General features: G+C 72.5%; 25 protein-coding genes. 13 read left to right on the top strand and 12 right to left on the bottom strand.

Features of this window, described 5'->3' with window-relative positions; translation table 11 throughout:
• Positions 1-148: 148 nt before the first annotated feature.
• Complete coding sequence (locus IEY69_RS17560) at positions 149-1,024, top strand: nucleotidyltransferase domain-containing protein (protein ID WP_189074445.1); 876 nt, start codon at positions 149-151, stop codon at positions 1,022-1,024.
• Positions 1,025-1,030: 6 nt separating this feature from the next.
• On the opposite strand, the gene IEY69_RS17555 is transcribed toward IEY69_RS17560, so the two are convergent.
• Positions 1,031-1,705: a 3-keto-alpha-glucoside-1,2-lyase-like domain-containing protein gene (locus IEY69_RS17555; RefSeq protein WP_189074444.1), complete on the bottom strand. Its 675-nt coding sequence runs from the start codon at positions 1,703-1,705 to the stop codon at positions 1,031-1,033.
• A gap of 126 nt (positions 1,706-1,831) precedes the next feature.
• Between IEY69_RS17555 and IEY69_RS17550 the strand changes: the two genes are divergently transcribed.
• From IEY69_RS17550 to IEY69_RS17535, 4 genes are read left to right on the top strand one after another with little or no spacing between them, the layout of a single operon-like run.
• Positions 1,832-2,464, top strand: a complete 633-nt coding sequence (locus IEY69_RS17550; RefSeq protein ID WP_189074443.1) for an RNA ligase family protein — start codon at positions 1,832-1,834, stop codon at positions 2,462-2,464.
• Entirely contained in the window at positions 2,464-3,315 is an 852-nt protein-coding gene (locus tag IEY69_RS17545) for a TIGR02452 family protein (protein ID WP_189074442.1), read from the top strand. Before IEY69_RS17550 ends, IEY69_RS17545 begins: the two co-directional genes overlap by 1 nt.
• Positions 3,312-4,589 (top strand): AAA family ATPase, encoded by a 1,278-nt coding sequence (locus tag IEY69_RS17540; RefSeq protein WP_189074441.1) that lies wholly within the window; start codon positions 3,312-3,314, stop codon positions 4,587-4,589. Before IEY69_RS17545 ends, IEY69_RS17540 begins: the two co-directional genes overlap by 4 nt.
• The gene (locus IEY69_RS17535) at positions 4,586-5,353 is read left to right on the top strand and encodes a nucleotidyltransferase domain-containing protein (protein WP_229784082.1); all 768 of its coding nucleotides are present in this window, start codon (positions 4,586-4,588) and stop codon (positions 5,351-5,353) included. Before IEY69_RS17540 ends, IEY69_RS17535 begins: the two co-directional genes overlap by 4 nt.
• Here IEY69_RS17535 and IEY69_RS17530 read toward each other — a convergent pair.
• A complete protein-coding gene (locus tag IEY69_RS17530) occupies positions 5,340-6,911 on the bottom strand; it encodes a hypothetical protein (RefSeq protein ID WP_189074439.1) in 1,572 nt (523 codons plus the stop codon). The two genes, IEY69_RS17535 and IEY69_RS17530, sit on opposite strands and share 14 nt — an antisense overlap.
• Positions 6,912-7,027: 116 nt before the next feature.
• Between IEY69_RS17530 and IEY69_RS17525 the strand changes: the two genes are divergently transcribed.
• Positions 7,028-8,272, top strand: coding sequence for a metallophosphoesterase (locus IEY69_RS17525; protein ID WP_189074438.1), 1,245 nt, complete (start codon positions 7,028-7,030; stop codon positions 8,270-8,272).
• Here the strand turns inward: IEY69_RS17525 and IEY69_RS17520 are convergent.
• Positions 8,202-9,137, bottom strand: coding sequence for a DMT family transporter (locus tag IEY69_RS17520; RefSeq protein WP_189074437.1), 936 nt, complete (start codon positions 9,135-9,137; stop codon positions 8,202-8,204). The two genes, IEY69_RS17525 and IEY69_RS17520, sit on opposite strands and share 71 nt — an antisense overlap.
• Positions 9,138-9,332: 195 nt before the next feature.
• Between IEY69_RS17520 and priA the strand changes: the two genes are divergently transcribed.
• The gene (gene priA / locus IEY69_RS17515; protein WP_189074436.1) at positions 9,333-11,849 is read left to right on the top strand and encodes a replication restart helicase PriA; all 2,517 of its coding nucleotides are present in this window, start codon (positions 9,333-9,335) and stop codon (positions 11,847-11,849) included.
• A 3-nt stretch (positions 11,850-11,852) separates the two neighbouring features.
• Here the strand turns inward: priA and IEY69_RS17510 are convergent, their stop codons facing one another.
• Positions 11,853-13,613, bottom strand: a complete 1,761-nt coding sequence (locus tag IEY69_RS17510; protein WP_189074435.1) for an ABC transporter ATP-binding protein — start codon at positions 13,611-13,613, stop codon at positions 11,853-11,855.
• Positions 13,614-13,709: 96 nt separating this feature from the next.
• Between IEY69_RS17510 and IEY69_RS17505 the strand changes: the two genes are divergently transcribed.
• A complete protein-coding gene (locus IEY69_RS17505; protein ID WP_189074434.1) occupies positions 13,710-14,675 on the top strand; it encodes a CobW family GTP-binding protein in 966 nt (321 codons plus the stop codon).
• A 47-nt stretch (positions 14,676-14,722) separates the two neighbouring features.
• Here IEY69_RS17505 and IEY69_RS17500 read toward each other — a convergent pair whose 3' ends face one another.
• Positions 14,723-15,877, bottom strand: coding sequence for a tetratricopeptide repeat protein (locus IEY69_RS17500; RefSeq protein ID WP_189074433.1), 1,155 nt, complete (start codon positions 15,875-15,877; stop codon positions 14,723-14,725).
• A 182-nt stretch (positions 15,878-16,059) separates the two neighbouring features.
• On the opposite strand from IEY69_RS17500, the gene def reads away from it, so the two are divergent.
• The 4 genes from def to IEY69_RS17480 are packed head-to-tail and all read left to right on the top strand — an operon-like array spanning position 16,060 to position 18,515.
• Positions 16,060-16,713, top strand: coding sequence for a peptide deformylase (gene def / locus IEY69_RS17495; protein ID WP_174367552.1), 654 nt, complete (start codon positions 16,060-16,062; stop codon positions 16,711-16,713).
• Complete coding sequence (gene fmt, locus IEY69_RS17490; RefSeq protein WP_189074432.1) at positions 16,710-17,663, top strand: methionyl-tRNA formyltransferase; 954 nt, start codon at positions 16,710-16,712, stop codon at positions 17,661-17,663. Before def ends, fmt begins: the two co-directional genes overlap by 4 nt.
• A 16-nt stretch (positions 17,664-17,679) precedes the next feature.
• Positions 17,680-18,294, top strand: coding sequence for an LURP-one-related/scramblase family protein (locus IEY69_RS17485; protein WP_189074431.1), 615 nt, complete (start codon positions 17,680-17,682; stop codon positions 18,292-18,294).
• A gap of 2 nt (positions 18,295-18,296) precedes the next feature.
• Positions 18,297-18,515 carry a hypothetical protein gene (locus IEY69_RS17480; RefSeq protein ID WP_189074430.1) on the top strand — a complete coding sequence of 73 codons (219 nt, stop codon included), beginning with the start codon at positions 18,297-18,299 and terminating at the stop codon, positions 18,513-18,515.
• 66 nt (positions 18,516-18,581) lie between these two features.
• Here the strand turns inward: IEY69_RS17480 and IEY69_RS17475 are convergent, their stop codons facing one another.
• The gene (locus IEY69_RS17475) at positions 18,582-19,487 is read right to left on the bottom strand and encodes an SDR family NAD(P)-dependent oxidoreductase (protein WP_189074429.1); all 906 of its coding nucleotides are present in this window, start codon (positions 19,485-19,487) and stop codon (positions 18,582-18,584) included.
• Positions 19,484-20,818, bottom strand: coding sequence for a flavin-containing monooxygenase (locus tag IEY69_RS17470; RefSeq protein ID WP_189074428.1), 1,335 nt, complete (start codon positions 20,816-20,818; stop codon positions 19,484-19,486). Before IEY69_RS17470 ends, IEY69_RS17475 begins: the two co-directional genes overlap by 4 nt.
• 102 nt (positions 20,819-20,920) lie before the next feature.
• On the opposite strand from IEY69_RS17470, the gene IEY69_RS17465 reads away from it, so the two are divergent.
• Positions 20,921-22,012, top strand: a complete 1,092-nt coding sequence (locus IEY69_RS17465; protein WP_189074427.1) for an AraC family transcriptional regulator — start codon at positions 20,921-20,923, stop codon at positions 22,010-22,012.
• 10 nt (positions 22,013-22,022) lie between these two features.
• Here IEY69_RS17465 and IEY69_RS17460 read toward each other — a convergent pair whose 3' ends face one another.
• From IEY69_RS17460 to IEY69_RS17440, 5 genes are all read right to left on the bottom strand, one after another.
• On the bottom strand, positions 22,023-22,814 hold the full coding sequence (locus IEY69_RS17460; protein ID WP_189074426.1) for an SMI1/KNR4 family protein: 792 nt from the start codon (positions 22,812-22,814) through the stop codon (positions 22,023-22,025).
• 37 nt (positions 22,815-22,851) lie between these two features.
• Positions 22,852-23,577, bottom strand: a complete 726-nt coding sequence (locus IEY69_RS17455; protein WP_189074425.1) for a monofunctional DNA glycosylase — start codon at positions 23,575-23,577, stop codon at positions 22,852-22,854.
• Between the two features lie 4 nt (positions 23,578-23,581).
• Positions 23,582-23,764: a hypothetical protein gene (locus tag IEY69_RS17450; RefSeq protein WP_189074424.1), complete on the bottom strand. Its 183-nt coding sequence runs from the start codon at positions 23,762-23,764 to the stop codon at positions 23,582-23,584.
• A 232-nt stretch (positions 23,765-23,996) separates the two neighbouring features.
• On the bottom strand, positions 23,997-25,457 hold the full coding sequence (locus IEY69_RS17445) for a dihydrolipoamide acetyltransferase family protein (protein WP_189074423.1): 1,461 nt from the start codon (positions 25,455-25,457) through the stop codon (positions 23,997-23,999).
• Positions 25,458-25,620: 163 nt separating this feature from the next.
• Positions 25,621-25,854, bottom strand: a complete 234-nt coding sequence (locus IEY69_RS17440; RefSeq protein WP_119675112.1) for a hypothetical protein — start codon at positions 25,852-25,854, stop codon at positions 25,621-25,623.
• Between the last annotated feature and the right edge of the window lie 13 nt (positions 25,855-25,867).

The following is a 25,867-nucleotide window of genomic DNA, read 5'->3' as shown; positions in this document are numbered from 1 at the left end:
TACCATGGCCCGCATAGCCTTGACCGATCCTGCATACCGCGCTATAGTTGTTGACATCACCGCCCGAGAGGCGGCTTTTTTATTGCCCGTCACTCCTGCGCCGGATGGCGGATGCCCTGGCCCCCATTGACCCGGTAGCGTGCGGGGCATGACCCGTGACCTGCCTCCCGGAACGCGCGTGGCGCTCCATGTGCCCCTGCCTGGGCTGGCGCAGGGCACGTGGGGTGTCGTGACGGGCGGGGCGGGGAGCGTATACGACGTGAGTTTTGCCGGGATGGTGCGGTCCGTGAACCGCGTGCACCTGAAGGTCGCCCGAGCGGACGCCGAGGCTATTCCCGCCGATCACGGCGACCTGCGGCCCTTCGTGCAGTACGCGTGCGTGATGGGCAGCCGCGCCTTCGGGCTGGGCACGGACGCGTCCGACACGGACGTGCGGGGCTTCTACCTGCCGCCCGCGCGCCTGCACTGGAGCCTGGGGGGCGTGCCCGAGCAGCTGGAGTTCGAGTCGCCGGGCCGCGAGGAGGTGTACTGGGAGGCGGGGAAGTTCGTGCGGCTGGCGCTGCGCGCGAACCCGAACGTGCTGGAGGTGCTGGCGTCGCCGCTGCCGCTGACGGTCACGCCGGTCGCGGCGGCGCTGCTGGACCTCCGGGAGGCGTTCCTGAGTCGCCTGATCGTCACGACGTACGGCGAGTACGTCCGGGCGCAGTTCCGCCGCCTGGAGAACGAGCGGCGCACGCACGGCGAGGCCCGCCCGAAACACCTGGTGCACCTGCTGCGCCTCCTGATCAGCGGCGCGCACGCCCTGCGGACCGGAGAGGTGCTCGTGGACGTCACCCCGCACCGGGACGCCCTGCTGGCGATCAAGCGCGGCGAGACGACCTGGGCCGAGGCGGACGCGTGGCGGCAGGCCCTGCAGGCCGAATTCGAGAGGGCCGCCGCCCACACCCGCCTGCCCGAACGCCCTGACGTGGCGCGGGTCGAGGGGTGGCTGCTGGACGCCCGGCGCGCGGCGCTCGACTGGTAGCGGCGGTTACTTGCCTTTGGTTTTGGCGGGCGCGGGTTGCGGGGCCGGGTCGGTCCAGGTGGGGTTCGACGTGGCGCTCTGGACGGTGAGGTTCCGGAAGCTGGCCGCGCCCCCCTGCACGGTCAGGCCCACGTTCGTCTTGGGGCTGGCGATCAGGTCGGCCTGCCCGAAGGACAGCTGCGCGGGGGCCGTCTGCCCGTCCACGGACGCCAGGAGGCGCGGCCCAAGCACCTCCACGGTCACGGTGTGCCACGTGCCGGGCGCGAGGGGCATCTGCACGTCGTTGAAGGGCGCGGCGCGGTCGGGGCCGTCGTGGTCGTCCTTGCGGGCCTGGAAGCCTTTCGGGGTGAGGATGACGCGCGCGGCGTGCCCGCCCTGGTCGTTCAGGCTGAGCGTGACCGCCCTGGCGTCGCCTAGGCGCACCTCAAACTGAATGACGGCGTCCGTGAAGCTCAGGGCGTGCCGGTACGTGGCGGCGTGGTTCTGCTCCGCGATGGACTCGCCGCGCAGCGTGCCGTCCTGGATCGTCCAGCGGCCCTTCGCGGCCTGCCACGCGGGGCTCAGGGCCGTCAGGGGGTCACTCAGGAGGCTGGGGCCGGGTGTGGTCATCAGCGGGGCGGGCGCGGCGACCGCGGCGGTCAGGATGCTCAGGAGGGCCAGGGGCAGCAGGGTGGGTTTCATACTCCTTGGAGGCCGCGGGCCGGGGGAAAGTTCCGCGCCGTCCGCCATCCGGCTCAGGTGAGGGTGCGCGGCTGGCCGATGCGGGCGCGCGCGCGGGGCGGCTAGGCTGCCGGGCGGTGATGATGCATGAGAGTCAAGTACCCGTCCACCCCCCACCTGCCCTGGTCGCCCGGGTTGCAGAACGATGACCGCCGCATTCCCGACCTGAGTGGCCTGGAGGGGCAGGAGGTGGTCGTCACCGAGAAGCTCGACGGTGAGAACACCAGCCTGTACCGCCATGACCTGCATGCGCGCAGCCTGGACACGCGCCCGCATCCGTCGCGGACGTGGGTGAAGGCCGAGCGGGGCCGCTTCGGGCATGAGATCCCGCCCGGGTGGCGGCTGTGTGGGGAGAACGTGTTCGCGGTGCACAGCCTGCGGTACGAGGCGCTGGCCGGGTACTTCTACCTGTTCAGCGTGTGGGATGACCGGAACGTGTCGCGCCCGTGGGACGAGGTGCGGGAGTGGGCGGCGCGGCTGGGGGTGCCCACGCCGCGGGAACTGTACCGGGGCGTGTGGAACGAGGCGGCCCTGCGCGCGTTGGTAGTGGACACGGCGCGGATGGAAGGTTACGTGGTGCGCGTGACCGGCGAGATTGGGTACGCGCAGTTCGGGCGGCGCGTGGCGAAGTGGGTGCGGGCCGGGCACGTGCAGACCGACGAGCACTGGCTGAGCCGCCCCGTGGAACGCAACGGGCTGCTCTTGCCGGAGGTGAGTTGATGAACAACGCGGAGCGCGTCCGACTGGCCGGGGAGACCCTGAGCATCCTGCGGGAGGGCCGGTACACGGTGAACGGGGCCGAGGTCAGCCTGCCGGACCCAACGCCCATGCGGCAGGGCACGCGACTGGTCACGCCCGACGACAGCGCGGCCCTGGCGGATGCCCTGCGGGAACGCCGGGATGCGGTCGCCACGGTGGTCGAGGTGACGGGTGAGACGACGTTCACGGCGGCCCGGCGGCTGGCGCACACCCGGCCGGGCGCGGCGGTCGCGGCGCTGAATTTCGCGTCCGCGCGCCACGCGGGGGGTGGGTTCCTGCGCGGCAGCCTGTCACAGGAGGAGGATCTGTGCCGCGCCAGCGGCCTGTACCTGTCCCTGACGCAGCCGCAGGTGGCCGAGTACTACCGCGCGAATGCGCGCGAGCGGTCGACGCTGTACACGCATCACCTGATCTTCAGTCCGCAGGTGCCGGTCTTCCGGGGGGACGGCGGGGCGCTGCTGTCCGCGCCGGTCGGCGTGAACGTCCTGACGGCCCCCGCTCCGAACGCGGGCGCGGTGGCGGTGAACGAGCCGCTGCGGCTGCCGCTGGTGGAACCCACCCTGCGCGAGCGGGCGCGGCGGGTGCTGGGCCTGGCGGCGCAGGCGGGTCAGTCGCAGCTGGTGCTGGGCGCGTGGGGGTGCGGGGTGTTCCGGAACGATCCGGCGGTGGTGGCGGGCGTGTTCCGTGACCTGCTGCGGGGCGAGGCGCGCGGCGTGTTCACGCACGTGACGTTCGCGGTGCTGGATCGCCAGCCCGGCCAGCCGACTCTGACGGCCTTCCGCGCGGCGTGGCCGGACGGGAGGCCCACATGACGGGCGCGGCGGGTCTCCTGGCGCGGCTGGAAGCTGGAGAGGCCGTCTCGTTCGAGGCGATCAGTGCCGGGCTGACGCCGTTCGTGCCGCTGCTGGCGCGGCTGCCGGACACGCGGCAGGACGCGCAGTGGCACGCCGAGGGCAGTGTGGCGGCGCACTCGGCGCTGGTCGTTCGCTGGGCGCATGAACTGGCGGACGGGGCGGGCCTGCGGGGTGAGCGGCGGGCGGCGCTGATCCTGGCGGCGGCGCTGCATGACGTGGGGAAGGCCCTGACGACCCGTGACGTGCCGGACGAGGATGGGGTGGTGCGGGTGCGGTCGCCGCAGCATGCGCGGCGCGGGCGGGACGCGCTGTCGTTCCGGCTGCTGGACACCGGGTTCCCGGCGCGGCTGGTGCGGACGGTGCTGGCGCTGGTCGCGGCGCATCACAGCCTGCACCGCGCGCTGGACGGGAACCTGGACCGCGGGGTGCCCGCGCTGGCGCGCCGCGCGCCGCTGCCCCTGCTGACGCTGCTGGCCCGCGCGGACGCCCGGGGTCGGGTGGTGCGCGGCGCGGACGCCCGCGTGGGTGAGGACACCGCCGACCTGCTGGAACTGGCCGCGCGTGAACTGGGGGTCTGGGACGCGCCGGAGCCGCTGACTGAGTTCCGCGAGCAGCTGCGTGCCCTGCTGCCCGGCGCGGAGGACGACCTGCTGGCCCTGGCGCTGGGGCGCGGCGTGGCGGACTGGGAGGCGGGCGTGATCCACACGCCGCACGAGGCGGCGCAGCGCGTGCAGGCGGCCGCCCAGCAGGGCTTCGCGCGCCTGACGGTGCTGTGCGGCCCGTCCGGGAGCGGCAAAAGCACCCTGGCCGCCCAGCTGAGCGGGGCGCGGGTGATCAGTCTGGACGCCCTGCGCGGGCAGCTGGGGCGCAGTGCACAGGATCAGCGGGTGAACGGGCAGGTCATGCAGGCGGCCCGCGAGGCGCTGCGCGAGGGCCTGCGGCGGCGTGAGCACGTCGTGTGGGACGCGACCAGCCTGCGGCGGGATCAGCGGGCGCAGGTGCTCGGGCTGGGGCATGATTACGGAGCGCTGACGCGCCTGTGGGTGGCGTGGACGCCGCCGGGCGTCGCCGCGTCGCGGAACGCCGCGCGGGCGCGCGTGGTGCCGGGCGCGGTCCTGGCCGATCAGCTGCGTATGCTGGAATTCCCGGACCTCGGCGAGGCGCACGAGGTCACGCTGCACGCCCCTGGAGGTGACTTATGGACGCTGGACTCACCTTTCCTCCTCAGTTGACCCAGGCAGTGCGGGAGCATGCGTTCCCCCTGGTGTTCGCGACGGTCAGCGGGGCGCACCTGTACGGCTTTCCGAGTGCGGACAGCGACTGGGACCTGCGGGGCGTGCATATGCTGCCGCTGGCGGACGTGCTGGGCCTGCGGGAGGGGCCGGGCACGTGGTCACTGGAGCGGGATGACGGGGTGGTGGAGCTGGATCTGGTGACGCATGACGCGCGGAAGTTCGCTGGGCTGCTGCTGAAGCGGAACGGGTACGTGCTGGAGCAGTTGCTGTCGCCGCTGGTGGTGCACTCGTCCGCGGCGCACGCGGCGCTGGTGGCCCTCGCTCCGGGGGTGCTGACCCGGCATCACGCGGGGCATTACCTGGGGTTCACGGTGAACCAGTGGCGGCTGCTGGAGAAGGAGGCCGCCACGCCCGAGGGCCCTCGGGTGAAGCCGCTGCTGTACGCGTTCCGGACGGTGCTGACCGGGCTGCACCTGCTGCGCACCGGTGAGGTGGAGGCGAACCTGGGCGCGCTGAACGCCGGGGCGCGCCTGCCGTTCCTGGAGGACCTGATGGCCCTGAAGCGGTCGGGCCGGGAGGCGGAGCCCCTGCCGGAGCCGCTGGACGTGTACCGCGCCGCGCACCGGCGGCTGCTCGCGGAGCTGGAGGCCGCGCCCCTCTCGACACCGCTGCCGGACGCCGTGCCCGATGCGGCGCAGCGGGCCGTGAGCGACTGGGTGGTGCAGGTGCGCCTGGGGGCGCTGCCGCTCACTGCGCGCTGAAGGGGGTGGTGCGGGTCAGGATCACCTCGCCCTGCCGGTTGTGCACGGTGACGGTCAGGGTGTGCGCGCCGGGGTCCAGGGTGCCCAGCGTGAACGCGTACGGGAGGGTCTGTCCGACCGGGACGGGCTGCCCGTCGAGGCTGAGGGTCACGCGGGCGGGCGCGTCCACGGTCTTGATCCAGAGGTTGCCGCTGTGGGGCGCGCCGCTGCTGACGGTGGCGGGAAGCGCCTGAGGGACGAGGGCCGCGCCGCTCCCGGGCCGCGAGAGGAAGGTGGGGTGGGTGAGGAGTTCGCGGAACGCGGCGAGTTTCTCGGGGCTGCCGATCAGGCGGTAGTCGTTGCGGCGCGTGAGGGGGCGGGGCTGCACGTAGGGGTTGCCGAGCATGTTCAGGTCCAGCCAGTTGATGTTCTTCACGCGGGGGTATTTCAGGGCGGCGCCCCAGTACGTTTCGCGGAGTTTCGCGGCGGCGAACGTGCCGTACCCGGTGGCGGGCTGGGCGCCGCTGCGGCTAGAGGACGCGAATTCGCTGATCTGGATGGGGTGCGCGCAGGCGTAGCGGCGGTAGATGACGTCCAGCGCGTCCAGCGGGCTGTCGTTCAGGGCGCTGTCGCGGACGTTGCCGTTGCGGAAGGGCGTGGCGTATGCGCTCAGGCCCACCCAGTCCACGGCGTCCGCGCCGGGGTAGTAGCTGCCCACGACGTCCAGGCGGGTGCCCATCGGCATCCAGACCAGCGCGACGTTCGGCGCGTGTCTGCGCATGACGCTGTGCACGAGGCGGAACTTGGCGCGGTACAGCGCGGGGTCGCGGCTCCACTCGTTGGCGGGGTCGTTGAACTCCCCGGCAAAGCGCAGGTAGACCGGCACGCCGGAGGCGCGGGCGGCCTTCGCGAAGGGCACGAGGGTCTGCTCGGTGATCTGCCGCAGGGGCATTCCGGGTTCCAGTGCGATGTGGACGGCCATCCCGGCCTGCCGCGCGGCGCGCACCCAGCGGGTGGGAAAGACTTCGCCGCGGCCGGGGGCGCGCAGCGTGAAGTACCGGAAAGTCACGGCCAGCGGGCCGCCCAGTCCGGGCTCGGCGCGCAGCTGACCGGTGGAGGTCAGGGCCTGCTCGTCGGCGTAGCGGCCCAGCAGGATGCCGGAGGCGGGTTCCAGGCGGGCGGGCCGCGCCACGCAGCCGGGCAGGGGTTCGGGGGTCAGGGGCGCGGGGGTCAGCAGATACGCCTGCCCTTCCTGGCGGTAGCGGGCGGCGATCAGGTCGGTGGCGCGGGCGGTATTCAGGTCGCCGCGCGCGCGGGCCAGTCCGGCGGCCTGCGCGTAGGCCTGCACGGCACCGTCGTAATCGCGCAGCTGCACGCGCGTGTCGGCCAGGGCGCGCCAGTTCGCGGCGGTGGGGTTCAGGGTGGTCGCCTGCCGGTAGGCGCTCTCGGCGGCCGTCCACTGTCCGGCGCGGGCCTGCGCGCGGCCCTGCGCGTACCACTGGTCAGCGCTGCGGGGCGAGGTGGTGGCCGTGCTCAGCGAGCCGATCAGCAGGGGCAGCAGGAGGACGGAGCGGCGCATCGCGCGCATGGTACGGACTGAGGGGAGCATGAAGCTGCGGTGAAGCTCGCAAGATCAGCTGCCCGTCAGTTTGCAGGCTGGGGGAGCCTCGTCTGCTCTGGGGTAGCTGTGCGAGGATGCAGGGCGTGACCCTGACCGCCGCCCCCGACGTGATCGAGCTGCCCGCGCTGGCGCTGGTGCTGCTCGTGGGCGCGCCGGGTTCGGGCCGGGCGGCGTTCGCGCGGCACTTCGCGCCGGAGGAGGTGTTCGACGCGCGGGCCTTCCCGGACGCGGACGCCCTGCGCGCGGCGGTCGCGGCGCAGCTGGCGGCGGGTGAACTGGCGGTCGTGATCGCCCCGGCCACCCGGCCCCTGGACCGTGCGCCCTGGTCGGCCCTGGCCCGCGAGCACGACGTGAAGGCGGTCGCCGTGCTGCTCGACGAGGACCGCGCCGTGCTGGAGGCCCGCGCCGGGGGCACCCTGAGCCGCGAGGAGCTGATCGCGCAGGTCTCGGAGTTGCGGCGCACGGCGGGTGGCCTGCGGGCCGAGGGGTTCCGGCAGGCGTGGCACCTGCGCGGCGAGCAGATCGGGCGGGTGGGCGTGCAGCGCGTGCCGCTGCGGGTGGACCGGCGGGACCTGCACGGGCCGTTCGACCTGATCGGGGACGTGCACGGCTGCCTGGAAGAACTGCTCGACCTGCTGACCCGCCTCGGGTACGTCCTCGACGGGGAGTCGGTGACGCCCCCGGCGGGCCGCACGGCGGTGTTCCTGGGCGACCTGACCGACCGGGGGCCGGACAGCGCGGGCGTCCTGCGGCTCGTGATGGGCATGGTGGCGTCGGGCGCGGCGCTGTGCGTGACCGGCAACCACGACGAGAAGCTCCTGCGGGCCCTGAGCGGCAAGGCGGTGAAGCCTCTGCACGGGCTGGACGTGACCCTCGCGGAGTTGCAGGCCGCCGGCCCGGCGTTCCAGGAGCAGGTGCGTACCTTTCTGGAGGGGCTCCCGGCGCACCTCGTGCTGGACGGGGGGCGGCTGATCGCGGCGCACGGGGGCCTCCCGGCGCACCTGCACGGGCGCGGAAGTGGCCGCGCGCGGAGTTTCGCGCTGTACGGCGACACGACCGGCGAACGCGACGACCTGGGCCTCCCGGTGCGGCGCGACTGGGCGGCCGGGTACGCGGGCGCGCCGCTGGTCGCTTACGGGCACACGCCGCACGCCGCGCCGCGCTGGGTGGGGAACACCGTGAACCTCGACACCGGCTGCGCGTTCGGCGGGGCGCTGACCGCGCTGCGCTACCCCGAACGGGAGACGCTCAGCGTTCCGGCCCGCGCGGTGTACGCGCCGCCACCACGTCCGCTGCCGCCGGGGCAACCGCAGGAGTAACTTTCGCGGGCCACTGGGCCAGCAACGCGCCCGCGAGGATCAACAGGCCGCCCAGTGCCGCGCCGGGACCCGGTTGCTCGCGCAGGATGACGGCGGCCAGCGCGACCGTGACCAGGGGTTCCAGGGTGCCCAGCAGGCTGGCGCGCGTGGCGCCCAGGTGCCGGATCGCGCCGTACAGGGCGGGCACCGCGACGATGGTGGGCAGCAGCGCCAGCGCCAGGATCGGCCCCCACTGAGCCGCGCCCACAGGGACGCGCAGCGTGCCCTGCGCGGCGGCCAGCACGGCGAACACCACCCCGCTGACCAGCGCCATGTGCGCGGTGGCGGCCAGGGCGCTCACGCCGCCCAGCAGCCGCTCGCTGGCCACCAGGTACCCGGCGTACAGCGCGCCCGCCCCCGCCGCGAAACCCAGCCCCACGGCGTCCCGGTCCGCGGCGGACGGCAGGCCCACCACCAGCGCCAGCCCCGCCCCCGCCAGCGCCACCGCGCCCAGCTGCGTGCGGCGCGGCGCGCGGCCCAGCCCCCAGGACAGCAGGATCACGAATGCCGGGGCGAGGTACAGCAGCAGCGACGTCGCGCCCGCCGACACCCGCTCCAGCGCCCCGAAGTAACAGGTGGTCGCCAGGGTGTACAGCAGGCCCACGCCCAGCATCCGCGCCCGCTGCGCGCCCGTGACGCCGCGCGAACTGAGGGGCAGGAGCAGCGCCGCCACGATCAGGAACCGCCAGCCCAGCGTCGTGAAGGACGACAGGCCCCCCTGCCCCGCCAGTTTCCCCCAGATGCCCAGCGTCCCGAACGCCGCGGCGGACGTCACGCCCAGCAGCACGCCCCTGCGTATGTCCACGCCCCCCGCCGCTCCGGTCATCCGCCCGAGGGTACTGCCTCACCGTTGCCGGGGCACGGGTCGCGCTAGCCTGAAGCACGTGATGCGGCTTCCGTCTGTTTCGCCCTCAACCCGGAACGGCACCGAGTCGAGGGCTCCACGCCCGGAAGCCGCCCTGCTCCTGCTCGCTCCGCTCGGCCCCGATCAGCGCGGCGCGCCGGTCGGGACGGAGGCTTGATGACCCCACCCGCCGCCCCCTCTCTGGAATCCTGGCTGGTGGTCGTGAATCTGCCCATCGGGCCGTGTGATTTCGCCCCGCCGCACGGCTGGGCCGCCCCCGCGCCGCTGGGTTGCCGGGTGCTGGTGCCGTGGCGCGGCGCGCTGGATGTCGGACTGGTCGTCGGCAGTGGTGACGGGCGCGGCGGGCACCGCCTGCGGGAGGCCGTGCATGTGCTGGACGACCCCGGGTGTCCCTGGGTGACCCCGGCGACCGTGTCGGGCGTGCAGGGCTGGGCGGCGGACGCCCGCATTCCCGCCGGGCTGATCTGGGGCGACCTGCTGGGCGTGGGCTGGCAGGCCGAGGTGACGCACATGGTCCGCGCGGTGGCGGGCGCGGACCTGAGCATGTTCGCGCGCCGCCCGCCCACCGCACGCTGGACCGACGCCGGGGCGTTCCCGGACGCGCTGCTGGACGCCATCCGCGAGCAGGGCCTGCTGGAGGAACGCTTCACGCCCCGCCCCCGGATGCGCGGCGCGGTCGCCGCCCGCCCCCTGGACGAGGTGCCGCCCGCCAGCCGCACCGCGACGGTCCTGAGCGCCGTGACCCCGGCCCCGGCGGGCCTGACGGCGAAGCAGGCGCAGGCCGCCGCGTGGCTGACGGAACACGGTCCCTGCGACACCCTGAGCGCCTGGGCGAAGGGCGCGGGCGTCAGCAACGGCGTGGTGACGGCGGCCCTGAACGCGGGCGGCGCCGAGTACACGCTGGTCGATGCCCCCGCGCCGCCCGCCTGGACGTGGCTGCACGAGCACGGCCCGGTGGACACCTACGCCGCGTGGGCGAACAGCGCCTCGGCGGACGGGGTGCCGCTGACGCCCACTCAGGCAGGCACGCTGGCCCTGCGCGGCTGGGCCGACACCATCGAGGTCCCGCAGCCCCCACCCGCCCTGCCGGAACCGCACCCGCAGCCCGACCCCGCCGGTGCGCCCGACCCGCTTCCGGAGGGCCCGGTGTGGCGGCTGCACGGGGGCCGCGCCCACGCGCGCTTCGCGCTGCTCGCCCCGCGCGTCACGCGACTCCTCACGCAGGGGCGCGGCGTGCTGGTCCTCGCGCCGGACCACGCCACACTCCGCCGCGCCTGGGAGGGCCTCTCCGGCCTCGCCACGCACGCGGGCACGCGGGCCGCGCAGCTGACCGGCACCCTCAGCGAACCGCAGCGCGCCCACACCTGGCAGCTCATCCGCACGGGCGAGGCCCGGCTCGTCATCGGCAGCGGGCACGCGCTGGCCGCCCCGCTGGACGACCTCGCGCTGATCATCGTGCTGGAGGAGGCCAGCGACGCGCACAAACTCCTGAGCGGCAGCCGCGCGTTCCTGCCGGACCTCGCCACGCGCCTCGCCGCCGCGCACGACGCCGCCCTGGCCCTCGTGGGCACCACACCCGCCGCCGAGAGCGTCCCGCACCCCGGCGCGGTCCTCCCACCCCCACGCGCCCGCGTGCACGTCGTCGACTACGCCAACCCGCCCGAGCAGCCCGAACTGGGACCGCTGTCCAGCGTCCACCTGCGCCTCGGGGATCAGGGCTACCCGCTCAGTCACGACCTCGCCCGCGTGCTGCGGCAGGTGCAGGAACGCGGCCGTCAGGCGGCCCTGCTCGCGCCCCGGCGCGGGTACAGCGCCCTGCTGCGCTGCCCCAGCTGCGACCACACCCCGCAGTGCCGCAACTGCGACGTCCCGCTGCGCTTCCACCGCGAGGGGAGGCAGCTCACCTGCCACCAGTGCGGGTACCACCAGCCCATCCCCGAACGCTGCGACCAGTGCGGCGACCCCATGTGGCAGGCGCGCGGCCCCGGCACCGAATGGATCGCGCAGGAAGTCCAGAAACTCCTCCCCGGCTTCCCCGTCTACCGCCTCGACAAGGACCGCCAGGACGACCTCACACCCCTGATGCGCGGCGAGAGCGGCGTCGTCATCGGCACGCAACTCCTCCTGTCCCACGAGCCACCGCCGGACCTCGCGCTGATCGGCGTGACCCTGGCCGACACGTGGCTGAACGTCAGCGACTTCCGCGCCAGCGAACGCTACCACCGCCTGCTGCGGCAACTCGCCGAGTGGCACCCCACCCGCGCCCCCATGATCCTCGTGCAGACCTTCCAGGCCGACCACCCCGCCCTGAAAGTCATGGTCGACGGCCGCGACACCCTCGCGTACCCCGCCGCCGAGGAACGCGCCCGCGCCGCCCTGAACTACCCCCCCCACGCCCGCCTCGCGCAGATCGAAATCAGCGCCCGCGACCAACACAAAGCCCAGGCCGCCGCGCAGGACCTCGCCGACGCCCTCCACGGCGCCGGAGCCACCGCGCACGAGGTCCTCGGCCCCGCGCCCAGCCCGGTCGCCCGGGTGCGCGGCGTGTACCCCTACCACCTCTTCCTGCGCGCCCGGAACGACACCCGCCTCGGCGAACTCCTGCGCATCCTCGACACCCGCACCTGGAAAGCGAAAATCAGAGTGGACGTGAACCCGAGAGGCGGGCTGTAAGGCTCAGCCCGTCACCTCGGGCGTGAGCTCGCCGCCCATCTGGCGTTCCAGCGTGGCGTACGCGCCGCCGCGTCGGCGGAGGGTGTCGGGGTGGCCGTCCTCGACGATCACGCCGCCCGCGAGGACGATGACGCGGTCGGCGGTACGGGCGAGGCTGGGGCGGTGCGTGACGATCAGCGCGGTGCGGCCGCGCGTGAGTTCGTCCAGGGCGGCGACGACCTGGGTTTCGCTCTCGGCGTCGACGGCGCTCGTGGGTTCGTCCAGCAGCAGGAGGCTGGGCCGGGCCAGGAGTGTGCGGGCGATGGAGAGCCGCTGGCGTTGCCCGCCGCTGAGCCGCACGCCACGTTCCCCCACGACGGTCTGGAGGCCGTCCGGGAGGGCGTGGACGAAGGTGTGGGCGTGCGCGGCGCGCAGGGCGGCCTCGACCTCGGTGTCGGTGGCGTCGGGTCGGGCGTAGCGGACGTTGTTCAGCACCGTGTCGTGGAACAGGAAGGTGTCCTGCGCCATGACGGCGGCGTTCTTCCGCAGGCTGCGCAGGGTGAGGTCGCACAGGTCGTGCCCGTCGAGCGTCACGCGGCCCTGTTGCGGGTCGAAGGTGCGGGTGACGAGGGCGAGCAGGGTGCTCTTGCCCGCCCCGCTCTCGCCGAGGAGGGCGACGCGCTGCCCGGCCGGGATGTGCAGCGTGACGTCCCGCAGGATGGGCCGGGCGGGGTCGTACCCGAACGTGACGTTCTCGAAGCGCAGGTCACCGCGTACGGGTTGCGGCAGGGGCTGCGCGCCGGGCCAGTCCTGCACGGGGACGGGCGCGTCGAGCACCTCGAACACCCGCCGTCCGCTCGCCTCGGCCCGCTGGAGCAGGTCGCCGATGTTCACGAGGTCGTCGATCGGACCGTAGAAGTACCGCCCGTACCCGCGGTACGCGAGGAGGCCGCCGAGCGTGAACTGCCCGGCCATGATCAGCCACGCGCCGCCGCCCAGCATGATCAGGTTCCCCAGGTTCCCCACGAAGCGCGCGCGGGGAAAGGCGCGGTTGCGGATGGTGACGGCCTTCACGCCCTCGGCGTACAGCTCGTCGCCCAGGGCGCGGATGCGCTCGGCCTCGGCGTTCTCCCGCGCGAAGCCCTGCACCACGCGGATGCCGCTCAGGCGGTCCGTGATCAGCGCACTCAGGTCACCCAGGCGGGCGCGCGCCGCGCGGTACGCGGGCCGCACCGTGCGCGCGTACCGGCGCAGCATGAGTGCCACGGCGATCATCGGGAGGGTCGTCAGGACGCCCAGCAGCGGTTGCAGCGCGATGAAGATCCCGATCACGCCGATCAATCGCAGGGCGTTCGCCAGCACGGCGTCCGTGCCGCGCACCAGCACGTCCTGCAGCGCGTCCACGTCCCCGGTCACGCGGGCGATCAGGTCCCCGGTCCGCTGCCCCTCGAAGTACGCCGCCGACTGCCCCTGCAACTTCCGGTACAGCGTGAGGCGCAGGTCGCGCGTGAACGCCTGCCCCGCCCGCTCCAGCAGCAGCCCCCGCCACGCCGACAGGCCCTGCTGCACGCCGAACACCGCCACCAGCAGCACCAGCTGCCACCCGATGAACGTCCAGTCGCGGTTCGGAATCCCGTGGTCCACCACGCGGATCCACACGAGCGGCGGGTACAGTTCCGCCGCCACGCTCCCCAGCAACAGCAGCAGCCCCGCGCCCACCGTGCGGCGGTAGGGCCCCAGCAGCCCGTACAGGCGGCGCAACACGGACGAACTCGGGGCAGGCATGGGCCAGAGGCTACGCCACCCGCACGCGCCTGCCTGTGAGGAGTCCCGCCTTCCCCGTTCCATTTCCCGCGCCGGTCACCCCGTATGCTGCGCGGCATGACGAGTGCGCGGCCGGATGACCGGATTCCTGTGGTGGTGGTGGGCGGCTTTCTGGGGGCCGGGAAGACGACGCTGGTGAATCACCTGATCCGGTCGCTGCCGCACCGGCTGGGTGTGATCGTGAACGAGTTCGGCGCGCAGGGCGTGGACGGCAGCCTGATCGAGCGGCTGCAGGATGACGTGACGGAACTGACGGCCGGGTGCCTGTGCTGCACGGGCCGGGATGATCTGCTGCGGGCGCTGGTGACGATCGCCATGCGAGAGCAGAAACCGGACGCGGTGATCGTGGAGCTGAGCGGCGTGGCCGACCCGACGCCAGTGCTGACGACGCTGCTGGAACGCTCGGTGCGCGCGGCGTTCCGCGTGACGACGCTCGTGGCGGTCGTGGACGCCCGGCACGCCCTGCAGACCCTGCGGGAGCATCCGGAGGCGGCGCGGCAGCTGGCGTACGCGAACGTGGTCGTGCTGAACAAGACCGACCTCGCCGACCCGGCCCTGCTGGATCACGCGCAGGGCGTGCTGCGCGGCGTGAACCCCCTGGCCGACATCAAGCGTGTGGAGCAGGGGCAGATCGACGCGGAAGCGCTGCTGGCCCGCGACGACTTCGACCCGCGCGTGCTGGACGGCGTGGATACCCGCGCGGCGCACACGCCGGGCCTGAAGTCCTTCACGCTGCGCGCCGACCGCTCCCTGGACCCGTACGCGTGGCAGCGGTTCATGACCGACTACCTGCTGTCCCGCCCGGCGGAGGTGCTGCGCGCCAAGGGGTTCCTCGATCTGTTCGGGTACCCGCAGCGCATCCTGTTCCAGGCGGTGCGGGACCTGTTCACCGCCGACGCCTGGGAGGCTGGCGACGGCACGTCGGAACTCGTGGTGATCGGCCGGGGCCTGGACCGCGCGGAGTTCGAGGCCGCGTGGGCCGCGTGCCTGACGCCCGACCCGCACGACCTCATCCCGGATTGAACGGCGAAGCGGCCCCCTGCGCTGAGGGGGCCGTTTTTCTTCCGACGTTATTTGCCCTGCTGGGCGAGTTTCAGGTAGTACGCGCTGCTCTTGTCGGTGGGGTCCAGGGTGACGGCCTGGGTGTACGCGGCGGTCGCGCCGGGGTAGTCCTTACGTTCGTAGCGGGTGCGGCCCAGCCATGCCCAGGCTTTGGCGTACCTGGGGTTCTGGGTGGTGGCGGCCTGGAAGCCTGCTTCGGCGGCGGTCTTGTCCCCGGCGGCGTACTTGGCGTAGGCGGCGCGGTAGGTGCGGACGGCCTGGAGGCCGTAGGTCTGGGCTTCCTGGGCGAGGGCGAGGTTGTACCTGTCGCTGGCGGTCATGCCGGGCAGGGCGCTGAGTGCCTTGTAGGCGTCCAGGGCGGCCTGGGTGTTGTTCAGGTCGAGGGCGAGGCGGCCGGCTTCGCGCTGCGCGTCGGCGAAGTTGGGGGCGCTGCGGGCGGCTTCCTGGAATCCGGCGAGGGCCTGGGCTTTGCGTCCGGCGTCCAGGTCGCCGTAGGCGCGGCTGAAGGCGCGGGTGGCGGCGGGGCCGTACTGCGCGGCCTTGTCGGTCAGGGCGCGGAAGTACGCCAGGGTCTTGTCGCCGGGGTTCAGGGTCAGCGCCCGGTCGTACAGCGTGCGGGCCTGGGCGTACTGCCCGGCTTCGAGTGCGGTGCGGGCGGCCCAGGTGGCGCAGGGGGCGCTGGCGGGGTCGAAGGTCAGGCAGGTGTCGAAGAACTTCGCCGCCTGATCGGGCTGGTTGCGGGTGTACGCGGCGTACCCGAGGTTGTACTGGACCGTGGCGGCGCTCTTCGCTTCGGGGGTGTTCTGCGCGGCGCTGGGCGCGGCCTGGAAGTACGCGGTCCAGGTGGTCTCGGCCTGTTTCCAGAAGCCGACTTCGGTGTAGATGTTCGCGCGGAGTTTCAGGTACTCGGGGTTGCCGGGCGCGGCGGCGACGGCGGCCTCGGCGGCGGCGGCGGCCTGCTTCCAGAGGGTCTGGTCGATGTTCGCGCTGCCTTTGGGGTAGGTGGCGCGGGCCTTGTCGGCCAGGGTGCGGGCGTCGGCGGCGAGCGCGGCGGGCGTCTGGGTCGTCGTGGTGGCCTGGGTGGTGTCGGTCTGCGCGGCGGCGAGTTGCAGGGGCGCGGTCAGGGCCAGGGTGGCGGTCAGGGTCAGCAGGTTGGGTCGCATGAGGGGCTCCTTGAAGGCAGGACGGGGGGGCGAGGGTCGTCCGGTCATCTGAGCAGCTGAGCCTGACCCGCGTGGGCCGGTTTCTTTAAGGCGCACTTCACGCTTTCACCACCCGCCGCCCGGCGCGATCTGGATGTCAGGGCAGGGTCGCTTCCGGGGGCGTCTGGTAAAACAGGAGTATTGTGAGCGACCCTGCCTCTCCCCGCGTGTACCCGCTGCGCCTGTACGGTGACCCCGTGCTGCGCCGCAAGGCCAAGCCCCTCCAGGCGACCGACACCCTGACCGTGCCGGGTTTCGATCCGCAGACGGTGCGTCAGGTGGCGGACACCATGCTGGAGACGATGTTCGAGGCGCACGGCGTGGGGCTGGCCGCGCCGCAGATCGGCCTGCCCGTGCGGATGTTCGTGGCGGTCGAGTACGAGGACGACGAGGAGGAGAACGAGGGCCAGGACAGGCCGCTGAAGTCCCGCGTGCTGCGTGATTTCGTGATGCTGAACCCGGTGCTGAAGGTCATCGACAAGAAGAAGGACCGCTCGTACCAGGAGGGGTGCCTGAGCATTCCCGGCATCTACGAGGAGGGCGTGCCGCGCGCCCGCGCCGTGCAGGTCAGCTACACGGACCTGGACGGGGTGGCCCGTGTGGTCGAGGCGGATGATTTCCTGGCGCGGGTGTTCCAGCACGAGGCGGATCACCTGGACGGCGTGCTGTTCCTGGACCGCCTGCCGGCCGAGGTGACCGAGGACTACCGCAAGGAGCTGCTGGCGATCCAGCAGAAGTCCCGGACGTTCCTGAACGATCTGGCCGCGCACGAGCGGCAGCGCAAGGCGGGCCTTTGACCGGCGGCGGGCCGCGCGTGGCGTTCTTCGGGTCGCCCGCGTTCGCGCTGCCGGTGCTGGACGCGATCCGCGAGCGGTTCGAGGTGGTGCTGGTCGTCGCGCAGCCGGACAAGCCGGTGGGGCGCGGCCTGAAACTGACGCCGCCGCCCGTCGCGGCCCGCGCGGCGGAACTGAGCCTGCCCCTCGCGCAGCCCAGGAAGCTGCGGGGGAACGCGGCGTTCGAGGCGACGCTGCGCGAGTCCGGCGCGGACGTGGCGGTCACCTGCGCGTACGGGAAGATCCTGCCCCTCAGCGTGCTGAACATTCCCCGCTATGGGTTCCTGAACACCCACACCAGCCTGCTGCCCGCGTACCGGGGCTCCGCGCCGATCCAGTGGGCGCTGATCAACGGCGAGGCGGTGACGGGCACGACGATCATGCAGACCGACGAGGGCATGGACACCGGCCCGGTCCTGCTGCAGGAGGCGCTGCCGGTCGCGCCCGACTGGACCAGCCTCGAACTCGCGGACGCCCTGAGTGCGCAGGCGTCGCGGCTGATCGTGCAGGCGCTGTCGAACCTGGACGGCCTCTCCCCCACCCCGCAGGACGAGGCGCAGGCGACGCACGCGCCCATGCTGGTCAAGGAGGACGGCTTCGTCCGCTGGGGCGACACCGCCGCGCAGATCGTGAACCGCTCCCGGGGCGTGGCCGCGTGGCCGCAGACCACGGCGTTCCTGGGCGGCGCGCGCCTGAAACTCGGTGGCCTGAGCGTCACCGCCGGGTCCGGCCAGCCGGGCGAGGTGCTGGGTGTCACTGAAGGCGGCCTGACGGTCGCCGCGCGCGACGGCGCCGTGCTGATCCGCACCGTGCAGCCCGAGGCGCGCAAGGCGCAGCCCGCGCACACCTGGGCGCAGGGGACGGGGATCAAACCCGGCACCCGCCTCGACATCTGGGAACCGACCCGCGAGTAGGCCCGTACCCGGGGGCATGAGCCTCGCCTTCCCCCTGACGCTGGAATTCAAATTCAGTCTCTTCACCGAACTGCGCGTCACCGACGCAGGCGGCCAGCTCGTCGCGGTCGTGAAGGAGAAGACGTTCAGCGTCCGCGACGAGGTCCGCATCTACCGCGACGAGCAGAAACAGGTGCAGACCCACCGCATGAAAGCCAAGGGCTTCCTCGCGGGCGCACTCGACTGGAAGGCGTCACGCCTGATCGAACGGATGGACGGCACGCCCGTCGGCGCCCTCCAGGCGCAGGGCATGCGGACCCTGTGGGCCGCCGGGTACGACCTGCTCGGCCCGAACGGCGAACCGCGCTTCGCCATCCGCGACGACCACCCCTGGCTCGGCCTGATCGAGGGCGCACTGGACGCCATTCCCTTCATCGGGGACTTCATCGCCATGGGCTTCGACTACCTCGTGAACCCCACGTACACCGTGACCGACACGGGCGGGCAGGCGGCGTACCGCGTGCACAAGAAACGCAGCTTCATGGCCCGCCGCTTCACCGTCGAGGAGTTGCAGCCGCGCGCCGGGCAGGACGACGAACTGGTCCTGATGGGCCTCGTCCAGCTGATCCTGCGCGAACGCGAACGCGGGTAAGCATGAGCATTCCCGACCGGCTGGCGTACCTCTCCATGTTCGCCTTTCTGGAGGCGTACTCCCAGCGCACTGGTTCCGACGAGATCGGTGCGCTCCTGGGCGACCTGCAACTCGACAGCGTAGATGAGCCCTTCGATCCAGCAGTTCTTCAGGACTGGACCGACGCCGTGGCGCGAGCACGAGAAGACGGCGAGGCGCTGGCCCGCGCGCACCTGCGCTGACGGGCGTCCGGCACGCCACCCCGGCCCCGCTGCCTCAACAGGTCCCGGCAGCGGGGCCGGGGCGCGTCAGGGGGTCTGGGCGGAATCGTGCGGGATCACCTCGGTCAGGCCGCGCGTTTTCAGGTACCGCTGGCGGCCGCGTTCCCCGAGGACGTTCATCAGGGGGGTCAGGCGGGGCAGCAGGCCGGGCCACAGCATCGCCAGTCGGCCGGACAGTCCGTCGCCGTACGGCACGTAGCGTTCCAGGCGTGGGCGGTGGATGCTGGCCAGGACGGCCTGCGCGACCTGCCGGGCGGTCTGGGGTTCGCTCAGGAAGTTCAGTGGGCTGCCGCCGTGCGTGGCCTCGTGGCGCAGCATGCCGGTGTCCACCCCGCCCGGCAGGATGCTGCTCACGAGCACGCCCTGCCCGGCGAAGCGCTGCGCGAGGGCCAGCATCAGGCCGCGCAGCCCGAATTTCGAGGCGGTGTACACGGCGCTCTCGGCGATGGGGATGATGCCCGCCATGGACACGACGGTCACGATCTGCCCCTGCTGCCACGCGCCGCCCTGGTCGCGGCCCAGGCGCAGCCACGGGAAGAATTCACGGCTGAGGAGCGCGGGGGCGAGGAGGTTCACGTTCAGTTCCGTCTCGATGGTGTCGGTCCGGCTGTCCTCGAAGGGTTCGACGATCACGACGCCCGCGTTGTTGATCAGCAGGTGGCACGCGCCGTGCCAGTGGATGACCTCCTCGCGGATGCGGGTGATGTCCGCCGCGCGGGTCAGGTCGGCGGCGATGAGCTGCGCGGGGCGGCTCAGGCGGGCCTGCACGGCCTCCAAGCCGTCGCGGTGCAGGTCCACCAGCGCCAAGTGCGCCCCGGCGGCGTCGAGGGCCAGGGCGATCTCGGTGCCGATGGCCCCGGCGGCGCCGGTCACGACAGCCACGGCGCCCTGCGGGGTGCGGCCAGAGCGGGGGGTGAGGGCGGCGCGGATCATGCGCTCACCGCCTGGCGGGCGGGGACGCTCAGGGCCGCCTCATCCGGTTCGGGCCAGTTCAGGCGGCGGCACAGGGCGCGCAGGTGCGTCAGGAACGCGCGGCGCTGCACGTACAGCGCGTGCCGGGGGCTGTCCACGTGCGCGCCGCCGGACAGGTCGGTGCGGTCCTCGCGGATCAGGGTGTCGAAGGGTTGCGGCCCGCCGGGGTACGCCCGCTGCTCCAGCAGGTACTGCGTGAGCAGGTGCGCCATCCAGTCGGCCAGGGGGTACAGGGACCCGTCGGTTTCCAGGTACCCCAGCCCGAAGAGGTTGTGGTGCGAGCGGTTGAACATCGTCAGGTACAGGTCCGGGCGTTCGGACTTCCACTCGAAGTACCGGCGGGCGTAAGGGATGTTCATGGTGTACCCGGTCGCGCAGATGATCAGGTCCACCGCCTCGCGCGTGCCGTCGCGGAACACGACGTCCGGGCCGTCCAGGCGCGCCACGTCGCCCTTCACGCGGATGTCCCCGTGCGCGAGGTGGTGCAGCAGCTGGTCGTTCACGATGGGGTGCGATTCGAACAGGCGGTGGTCGGGTTTCGGCAGGCCCAGTTTCGTCAGGTCACCAGTCACGAGGCGCAGCAGGCCCTGCATGACGGGCCGCTCGATGAACGCCGGGAGGTGCGGGCCATTCTCGGCCAGGGTGTCGGCGGGCCGTCCGAACACCCGCTTGGGAATGAAATGGTACCCGCGCCGCATGCTGATGAACGCCGCGTCGGCGCTGCGGGCCGCGTCGCAGGCGATGTCACACCCGGAGTTCCCGGCGCCCAGCACCAGCACGCGCCGCCCCCGGAACTCGTCGGGGCTGGTGTACGTGACACTGTGGCGGACCTCGCCGCCGAACACGCCGGGCAGTTCCGGCATCTGCGGTTCCCAGTTCGTGCCGGTCGCGCAGATCACCCCGGCGTACGTGCGGACCTGTCCGTCCGTGAAGGCCACCTGCCAGCCGCCGGGCATCTCCTGCACGTCCAGGACGCCCACCCCGAAGCGGATGCGGCCGTACAGCCCGAACGTCCGCGCGAACGACCGCAGGTACGCGAGGATCTGCCGGTTGGTGGGGTAGTCGGGGTAGTCGGCGGGCATGGGGAACCCCAGGAACGCCGAGGTGGTCTTCGACGAGATGAAATGCGCCGAGCGGTACATGGGCGTGCCCGGGTTCTCGATGTCCCAGATGCCGCCCACGTCGGTGTGGCGTTCCACCTGCTCGTAGGACAGGCCCGCCTGCGTGAAGGCGCGCGCGAGGGACAGGCCGCAGGGTCCGGCCCCGATGATCAGGTACGTGGGTTCGTTCATGTGTGCCTCCGGTCTCCCCGGACCGGCCGGGCGAGGGTGCCGGTATGGAATCACGCGGCCCAGCGCGCGCCCAGGGTTACACTGGAGCGCCAGGGGGACCGAATGGGCAATGATCGGGAGACCGGACCGGACAGCCAGCCGCACCCGCCATCAGCAGTCCAGGCGCCGCCGCGCCCGCTGCGGTTCGCGCCCGTCCTGTGGCGCGCCCTGCTCGGCGCCACGCGCGACCTCCCCCCCACGCACCCCCTGACGCGGCAGCTGCGGCACTGGCGGGCGGAACTGGACGCCGCGCAACCCCCACCGCAACTGAACGCCCCGCAGGTGAACACCCTGATCCGCGCGGCCCTGCCCGGCCTGCCCCCCCACGCACCCGGCATCGAGATCGGCGCCGCGCAGACCCTGACCGCCTTCGGCCCCGCCGGGTTCGCCATGATGACCGCCCCCACCGTCGGGGACGCCCTGCACATCGGCCTGCGCTTCCAGCACCTGATCGGCACGCCGCTGATCCTGCGCGCCACCCAGCACGCGGGCGAACTGCACCTGCACCTGCGCGCCGGAGCGGAACTGCACGCCGACGTGGAACGCTTCCTGACCGAGGAATTCATCGCCAGCCTGCTCGGCATCCTCCGCCAGGAGACCGGGCGCGACCTGCGCCCCCACCGCACCGACCTGACCGGGCCGCCCCCACCGCTGGACGGGCGCCTGCGCTACCACGCCGCGTTCGGCCCCGTCACGTTCGGCGCGCCGCACAGCACCGTCGTTCTGCCCGGCGCGTGGCTGACCCTGCCCCTGCTGCGCGCCGACCCCGCCACGCACCGCGACGCCCTGGCGTGGTGCGGCCGCCTGACCCACACGGCCCCCCCGCAGCCGGATCACACCTTCGACGCGCAGCTGCGCGACTGCCTGCGCCTCCAGCCGCCCCACGACCGGGACCTGGGCACCGTCGCCGCGCTGCTGGGCCTGCACCCCCGCACGGTCCGCCACCGCCTGTCCCGCCTGGGCACCACCTTCCGCGAGGTCCGGGCCGGGGTCCTTCTCGACGAGGCCCGCGAGTGGCTGACCCACACCCCGGACTCGACCGAGACGGTGGCGCAACGCCTGGGCTTCAGCGACGCCCGCAGCTTCCGCCGCGCCCTGAAAGCCTGGACCGGCCACACCCCCCAGGAACTCCGCCGGTACACCGACCCAGAGTGAGAAGAACGGCTCAGTGGCGGCGGGCACCCATACGCTCGGGAGCCGCGCCGAATCCAGGGAACAGGTGGGCCAGCAACCCGTACGTGTCCGGGGCACGCCCGCCCGGCTCCTGCAGGCGCACCTCCCAGGTCTCGGTCGCGTACCCGCCCAAACGGCGCACCGTGACCTGCCCTGCTTCCAGGCGGCGCAGGTACTCGCGCAGGAAGGTGTCGAGGTCGGACGCCAGCACGTAACGGTCGTCCTCGTCCGGGCCGACCGTGATGACCTGCCCAACCCGCCCCGCCGGGCCGGGATGCAGGTCAATCGCCACGTGGTTGCCGCCCCCATCGTGCAGGAACGGCAGCCAGTCGCCCGTGGCGTACAGCAGGCGGATCGCGCCGGGCGGGTGCGACACCACGACCTCGTCCAGATCGGTCATGTGATCGGCCGCCACTTCCGCATAGAGGCCCCGATCCGAGGCCAGTCGTTCCAGGCGCAGGAACTGCAGGCCGAACAGGGCGCCCCCGTCATGCCAGCGGTACAGGGCGCGCAGGGCTTCTGGGAGCGTCACGCCCTGCCGCTCCTCGAAGGCGTCCAGCGCGGCGTCCGTCACGCCGGGGCGCAGCGTGGCGTGGTGCCGGGGAACCTCACGCGCCACCCAGGCGTCCAGGCGGGCCAGCAGTTCGGGAAGGTCACGGGGTTCCGGCAGGGTCACGGGGGTCACGTGGTGCACCTCCAGCGGCGGCGGGGGCCCCACCGACCCACCTGTCACGGCGTACAGGGTCGCCGGGACGATCAGCAGGAGCAGCAGCCATCGCCACATGCCCCCAGCGTGACACGGCAGATAGAGACCTGCTGCCTCACCCCTTCCAGGCGGGCACCCCATCCCCGTACTGCGCGTGGGCGTCGCAGCGGGAGTGCAGCACGCACGCGCCGCACTTCGGGTCGTACCACGAGCACACCCGCTGGCCGTGCCGCAGCAGGTTCACGTGCAGTTCGTACAGGAACGCCGGGTCGGGCGGCAGGAGCTTCAGGAGGGCGCGGTGCGCGGCCTGTTCGCCCATCTTCGGGATGGCGCCCACGCGGGTCGTGACGCGGTGCACGTGCGTATCGACCGGGAAGACCGGGCGGGCGAAATTGAACAACAGCACCAGACTGGCGGTCTTGATGCCCACACCGGGCAGGTCCGTCAGGAACGTCAGGGCGTCCCTGACGGGCAGGGCGCGCAGGAAGTTCAGGTCGTACCCGCCGGGCGAGTCGCGCAGCGCGGCCAGGGTCGCCTGGATGCGCGGGGCCTTGCTGTCGGGGTAGTTGCTGCGGCGGATGGCGTGCGCCACGGTCTCCACGGGCGCGGCGATGATGGCGTTCCAGTCGCCCAGCGTCCGCAGTTCCCGGTACGCGGCTTCCTCGTCGGCGTGCGTGGTGCGCTGCGAGAGGATCGTGCTGATCAGTTCGTGCAGCGGCTCCCGGCGGGGCTTCAGGGGCCGCTCGCCGTACTCGGGCCGCAGCGTGTCCTTGATCCACACGAGGAGCGCGGCCCGCTCGTCATCCGGGCGGGCCACGTTCAGGGTCGTCGTTTCGGTCACAGCCTCAGGACTGGCCGGACGTGCTGTCGCCCTCCACCTCGTCCCGGCCGCCCTCGGCAGGTTCGGGTTTCGCGGCCGGGTCGATGTTCGGGTCCTTGCCTTTCGCCTGCTCGGGAATCGCGTGGCTCTGGCCCTCGGCGGGGCTGGTGTTGGCGGGGTCGTACCCGGTCTTCTGCTCGTCGCTCATGCCCTCAGCTTGCGCCGCCCCGGCCAGCGGGAAGATGCGAGGCGCCTCAGGAGCCCTTCATGCGAGAGGAAGAGAGCGGCGGGCGTCCAAAGGTCCAAGGGTCCAAAGGTCTGAATGCCCAGAGAACAGGAGCTGCCGCACGCGCTTCCTAAACCCTTCGACTTTCAGACCCTTGGACTTTCAGACTCTCCGACCCCTGCCACCTCAGTCCACAGCAGAGTCAGACGTTCGCTTACATGGCTTCGAGCATCAGCCGGTCCGGGTTTTCGAGCAGGCGGATGACTTCCTTGCAGAAGCGCGCGGCTTCCGCGCCGTCCACGAGGCGGTGGTCGAAGGACAGGCTGAGGTACATCATGTGCGCCACGACGATGTTGTCGTACTCGTCCACGATGGGCCGCTTCTGGATGGAGTGGATGCCGAGGATGGCGGCGTCGGGCACGTTGATGATCGGGAAGGAGAACAGCGCGCCGATCGAGCCGATGTTCGTGACGCTGAAGGTGCTGCCCGCCAGTTCGTCCGCCTGGAGTTTGCCGCCCTGGGCGCGCGCGGCGAGGTCGCTGACTTCCCGGGCGAGGTCGAAGACGCTCTTGTGGTTCACGTCCTTCAGGACGGGCACGGTCAGGCCCGCGTCGGTGGCGACGGCCATGCCGATGTTGTAGTAGCGCTTCTGGACGATCTCCTGGGTGGCCTCGTCGAAGCTGGTGTTCAGGCTGGGGAACTTGCGCAGCGCGACGGCGACGGCCTTGAAGATGAACGGCAGGTACGAGAGTTTCACGCCCGCCGCGGCGGCGTCTTCCTTGACGCGGGCGCGGAACTCGACGAGTTTGCTGAGGTTCACCTCGTCCACGGTCAGGGTGCGGACGGTGTACAGGTGGCTGGCCTGCATCTGGTTGCTGATGGCGCGGCGCATGCCCCGCAGCGGCACGCGGTCCTCGAGGTGCTCGTAGCCTTTGGGCGTGCGGTACTGCACGGGCGCGACGGGCATGCCGCCCGCGGCGGGGGCTTTCGCGGGGGCAGCGGCGGGCTGGGCGGCCTGCGCGGGGGCCGGAGCCGAGGCAGCCGTCTGCGCGGGGGCGGCCTGACCCTGGTTGATGCCCTGGTGGGCCAGCACGTCGCTCACGCGGATGCGGCCGTTGGGGCCACTGCCGCGCACCTGCGTCAGGTCGAGGTTCAGTTCACGCGCCAGCTGCCGCGCGGCGGGCACGGCCAGCACGCGGCCGTCCGCGCGGGTCGGCTGGGTGGGTGCGGCGGGCGCGGCGGGCTGGCGCGCGCCGAGGCCCTGCACCTGCACCTTCTCGTCACTGGAGAACGCCTTGAAGAGGCTGGTGGAATCGTCATCCGCCTTGTTCTGAAGGTGTCCGGCCTCGACGATGCTGCCGCCCACCTGCTCGCGTTCCTCCTGCGCCTGCGTGCTCAGCGGCGCAGCAGCGGGTGCGGTGGCAGCGGGGGCGGCCCCGCCGGTCTCGTCGATCAGGGCGATGGCGGCGTGCACGGCCACGACGTCCCCCTCGCCCGCGAGGCGCTTGCTGAGCACCCCGGCGACCGGGCTGGGGAGTTCCACGGTGACCTTGTCGGTCATGACCTCGCACAGGGGTTGTTCCAGGGCGATGGTGTCGCCCTCCTGCACCAGCCACTTCAGGATTTCGCCCTCGACGACGCTCTCGGCCAGTTCGGGCAGCAGCACTTCTTTCATGGAATACCTCGTTGATCGGTGGTCAGGGGTCTTGAGGGCGGTGTTCCCGAAAGCCCCTGACCCGAGCGGAGCGAGAAACCGTGATGCACAGCGGTTTGGAGTGGAGTGGACGGGAGTGCTTTCCTCACGGCCACGGAACGGAGAAACGCGGTGGTGTGTCGGTTCAGCGCAGCACGGTGGCGCGCAGCAGTCCGTAGATGAGCAGCAGCAGGCCCAGTCCCTGAATCCAGCGTTCCCCGCGGGCATACACCCAGGCGCCCAGGCCCAGCAGGGCGAACATGCCGCCGATGGCGACGCTCTGCCAGGGTTCGGCGAGTTTGCCCGCGAGGGCGTACAGCGTGAAGCCGATCAGCAGGCCCAGGGTGCCCAGCAGGGGGCGCAGCAGGTCAGGTCGCATGGAGACAGCTTAG

The sequence above is a fragment of the Deinococcus sedimenti genome (genome assembly GCF_014648135.1).
Lineage (GTDB): Bacteria > Deinococcota > Deinococci > Deinococcales > Deinococcaceae > Deinococcus > Deinococcus sedimenti.
This window is presented reverse-complemented; position numbering and strand designations above follow the sequence as displayed.

Excerpts from the sequence above, each read along its gene's own strand:
- IEY69_RS17560 (WP_189074445.1), top strand. The coding sequence starts at position 149 with ATGACCCGTGACCTGCCTCCCGGAACGCGCGTGGCGCTCCATGTGCCC.
- IEY69_RS17555 (WP_189074444.1), bottom strand. The coding sequence starts at position 1,705 with ATGAAACCCACCCTGCTGCCCCTGGCCCTCCTGAGCATCCTGACCGCC.
- IEY69_RS17550 (WP_189074443.1), top strand. The coding sequence starts at position 1,832 with ATGAGAGTCAAGTACCCGTCCACCCCCCACCTGCCCTGGTCGCCCGGG.
- IEY69_RS17545 (WP_189074442.1), top strand. The coding sequence starts at position 2,464 with ATGAACAACGCGGAGCGCGTCCGACTGGCCGGGGAGACCCTGAGCATC.
- IEY69_RS17540 (WP_189074441.1), top strand. The coding sequence starts at position 3,312 with ATGACGGGCGCGGCGGGTCTCCTGGCGCGGCTGGAAGCTGGAGAGGCC.
- IEY69_RS17530 (WP_189074439.1), bottom strand. The coding sequence starts at position 6,911 with ATGCGCCGCTCCGTCCTCCTGCTGCCCCTGCTGATCGGCTCGCTGAGC.
- IEY69_RS17525 (WP_189074438.1), top strand. The coding sequence starts at position 7,028 with ATGCAGGGCGTGACCCTGACCGCCGCCCCCGACGTGATCGAGCTGCCC.
- IEY69_RS17520 (WP_189074437.1), bottom strand. The coding sequence starts at position 9,137 with ATGACCGGAGCGGCGGGGGGCGTGGACATACGCAGGGGCGTGCTGCTG.
- priA (WP_189074436.1), top strand. The coding sequence starts at position 9,333 with ATGACCCCACCCGCCGCCCCCTCTCTGGAATCCTGGCTGGTGGTCGTG.
- IEY69_RS17510 (WP_189074435.1), bottom strand. The coding sequence starts at position 13,613 with ATGCCTGCCCCGAGTTCGTCCGTGTTGCGCCGCCTGTACGGGCTGCTG.
- IEY69_RS17505 (WP_189074434.1), top strand. The coding sequence starts at position 13,710 with ATGACGAGTGCGCGGCCGGATGACCGGATTCCTGTGGTGGTGGTGGGC.
- IEY69_RS17500 (WP_189074433.1), bottom strand. The coding sequence starts at position 15,877 with ATGCGACCCAACCTGCTGACCCTGACCGCCACCCTGGCCCTGACCGCG.
- IEY69_RS17485 (WP_189074431.1), top strand. The coding sequence starts at position 17,680 with ATGAGCCTCGCCTTCCCCCTGACGCTGGAATTCAAATTCAGTCTCTTC.
- IEY69_RS17480 (WP_189074430.1), top strand. The coding sequence starts at position 18,297 with ATGAGCATTCCCGACCGGCTGGCGTACCTCTCCATGTTCGCCTTTCTG.
- IEY69_RS17475 (WP_189074429.1), bottom strand. The coding sequence starts at position 19,487 with ATGATCCGCGCCGCCCTCACCCCCCGCTCTGGCCGCACCCCGCAGGGC.
- IEY69_RS17470 (WP_189074428.1), bottom strand. The coding sequence starts at position 20,818 with ATGAACGAACCCACGTACCTGATCATCGGGGCCGGACCCTGCGGCCTG.
- IEY69_RS17465 (WP_189074427.1), top strand. The coding sequence starts at position 20,921 with ATGGGCAATGATCGGGAGACCGGACCGGACAGCCAGCCGCACCCGCCA.
- IEY69_RS17460 (WP_189074426.1), bottom strand. The coding sequence starts at position 22,814 with ATGTGGCGATGGCTGCTGCTCCTGCTGATCGTCCCGGCGACCCTGTAC.
- IEY69_RS17450 (WP_189074424.1), bottom strand. The coding sequence starts at position 23,764 with ATGAGCGACGAGCAGAAGACCGGGTACGACCCCGCCAACACCAGCCCC.
- IEY69_RS17445 (WP_189074423.1), bottom strand. The coding sequence starts at position 25,457 with ATGAAAGAAGTGCTGCTGCCCGAACTGGCCGAGAGCGTCGTCGAGGGC.
- IEY69_RS17440 (WP_119675112.1), bottom strand. The coding sequence starts at position 25,854 with ATGCGACCTGACCTGCTGCGCCCCCTGCTGGGCACCCTGGGCCTGCTG.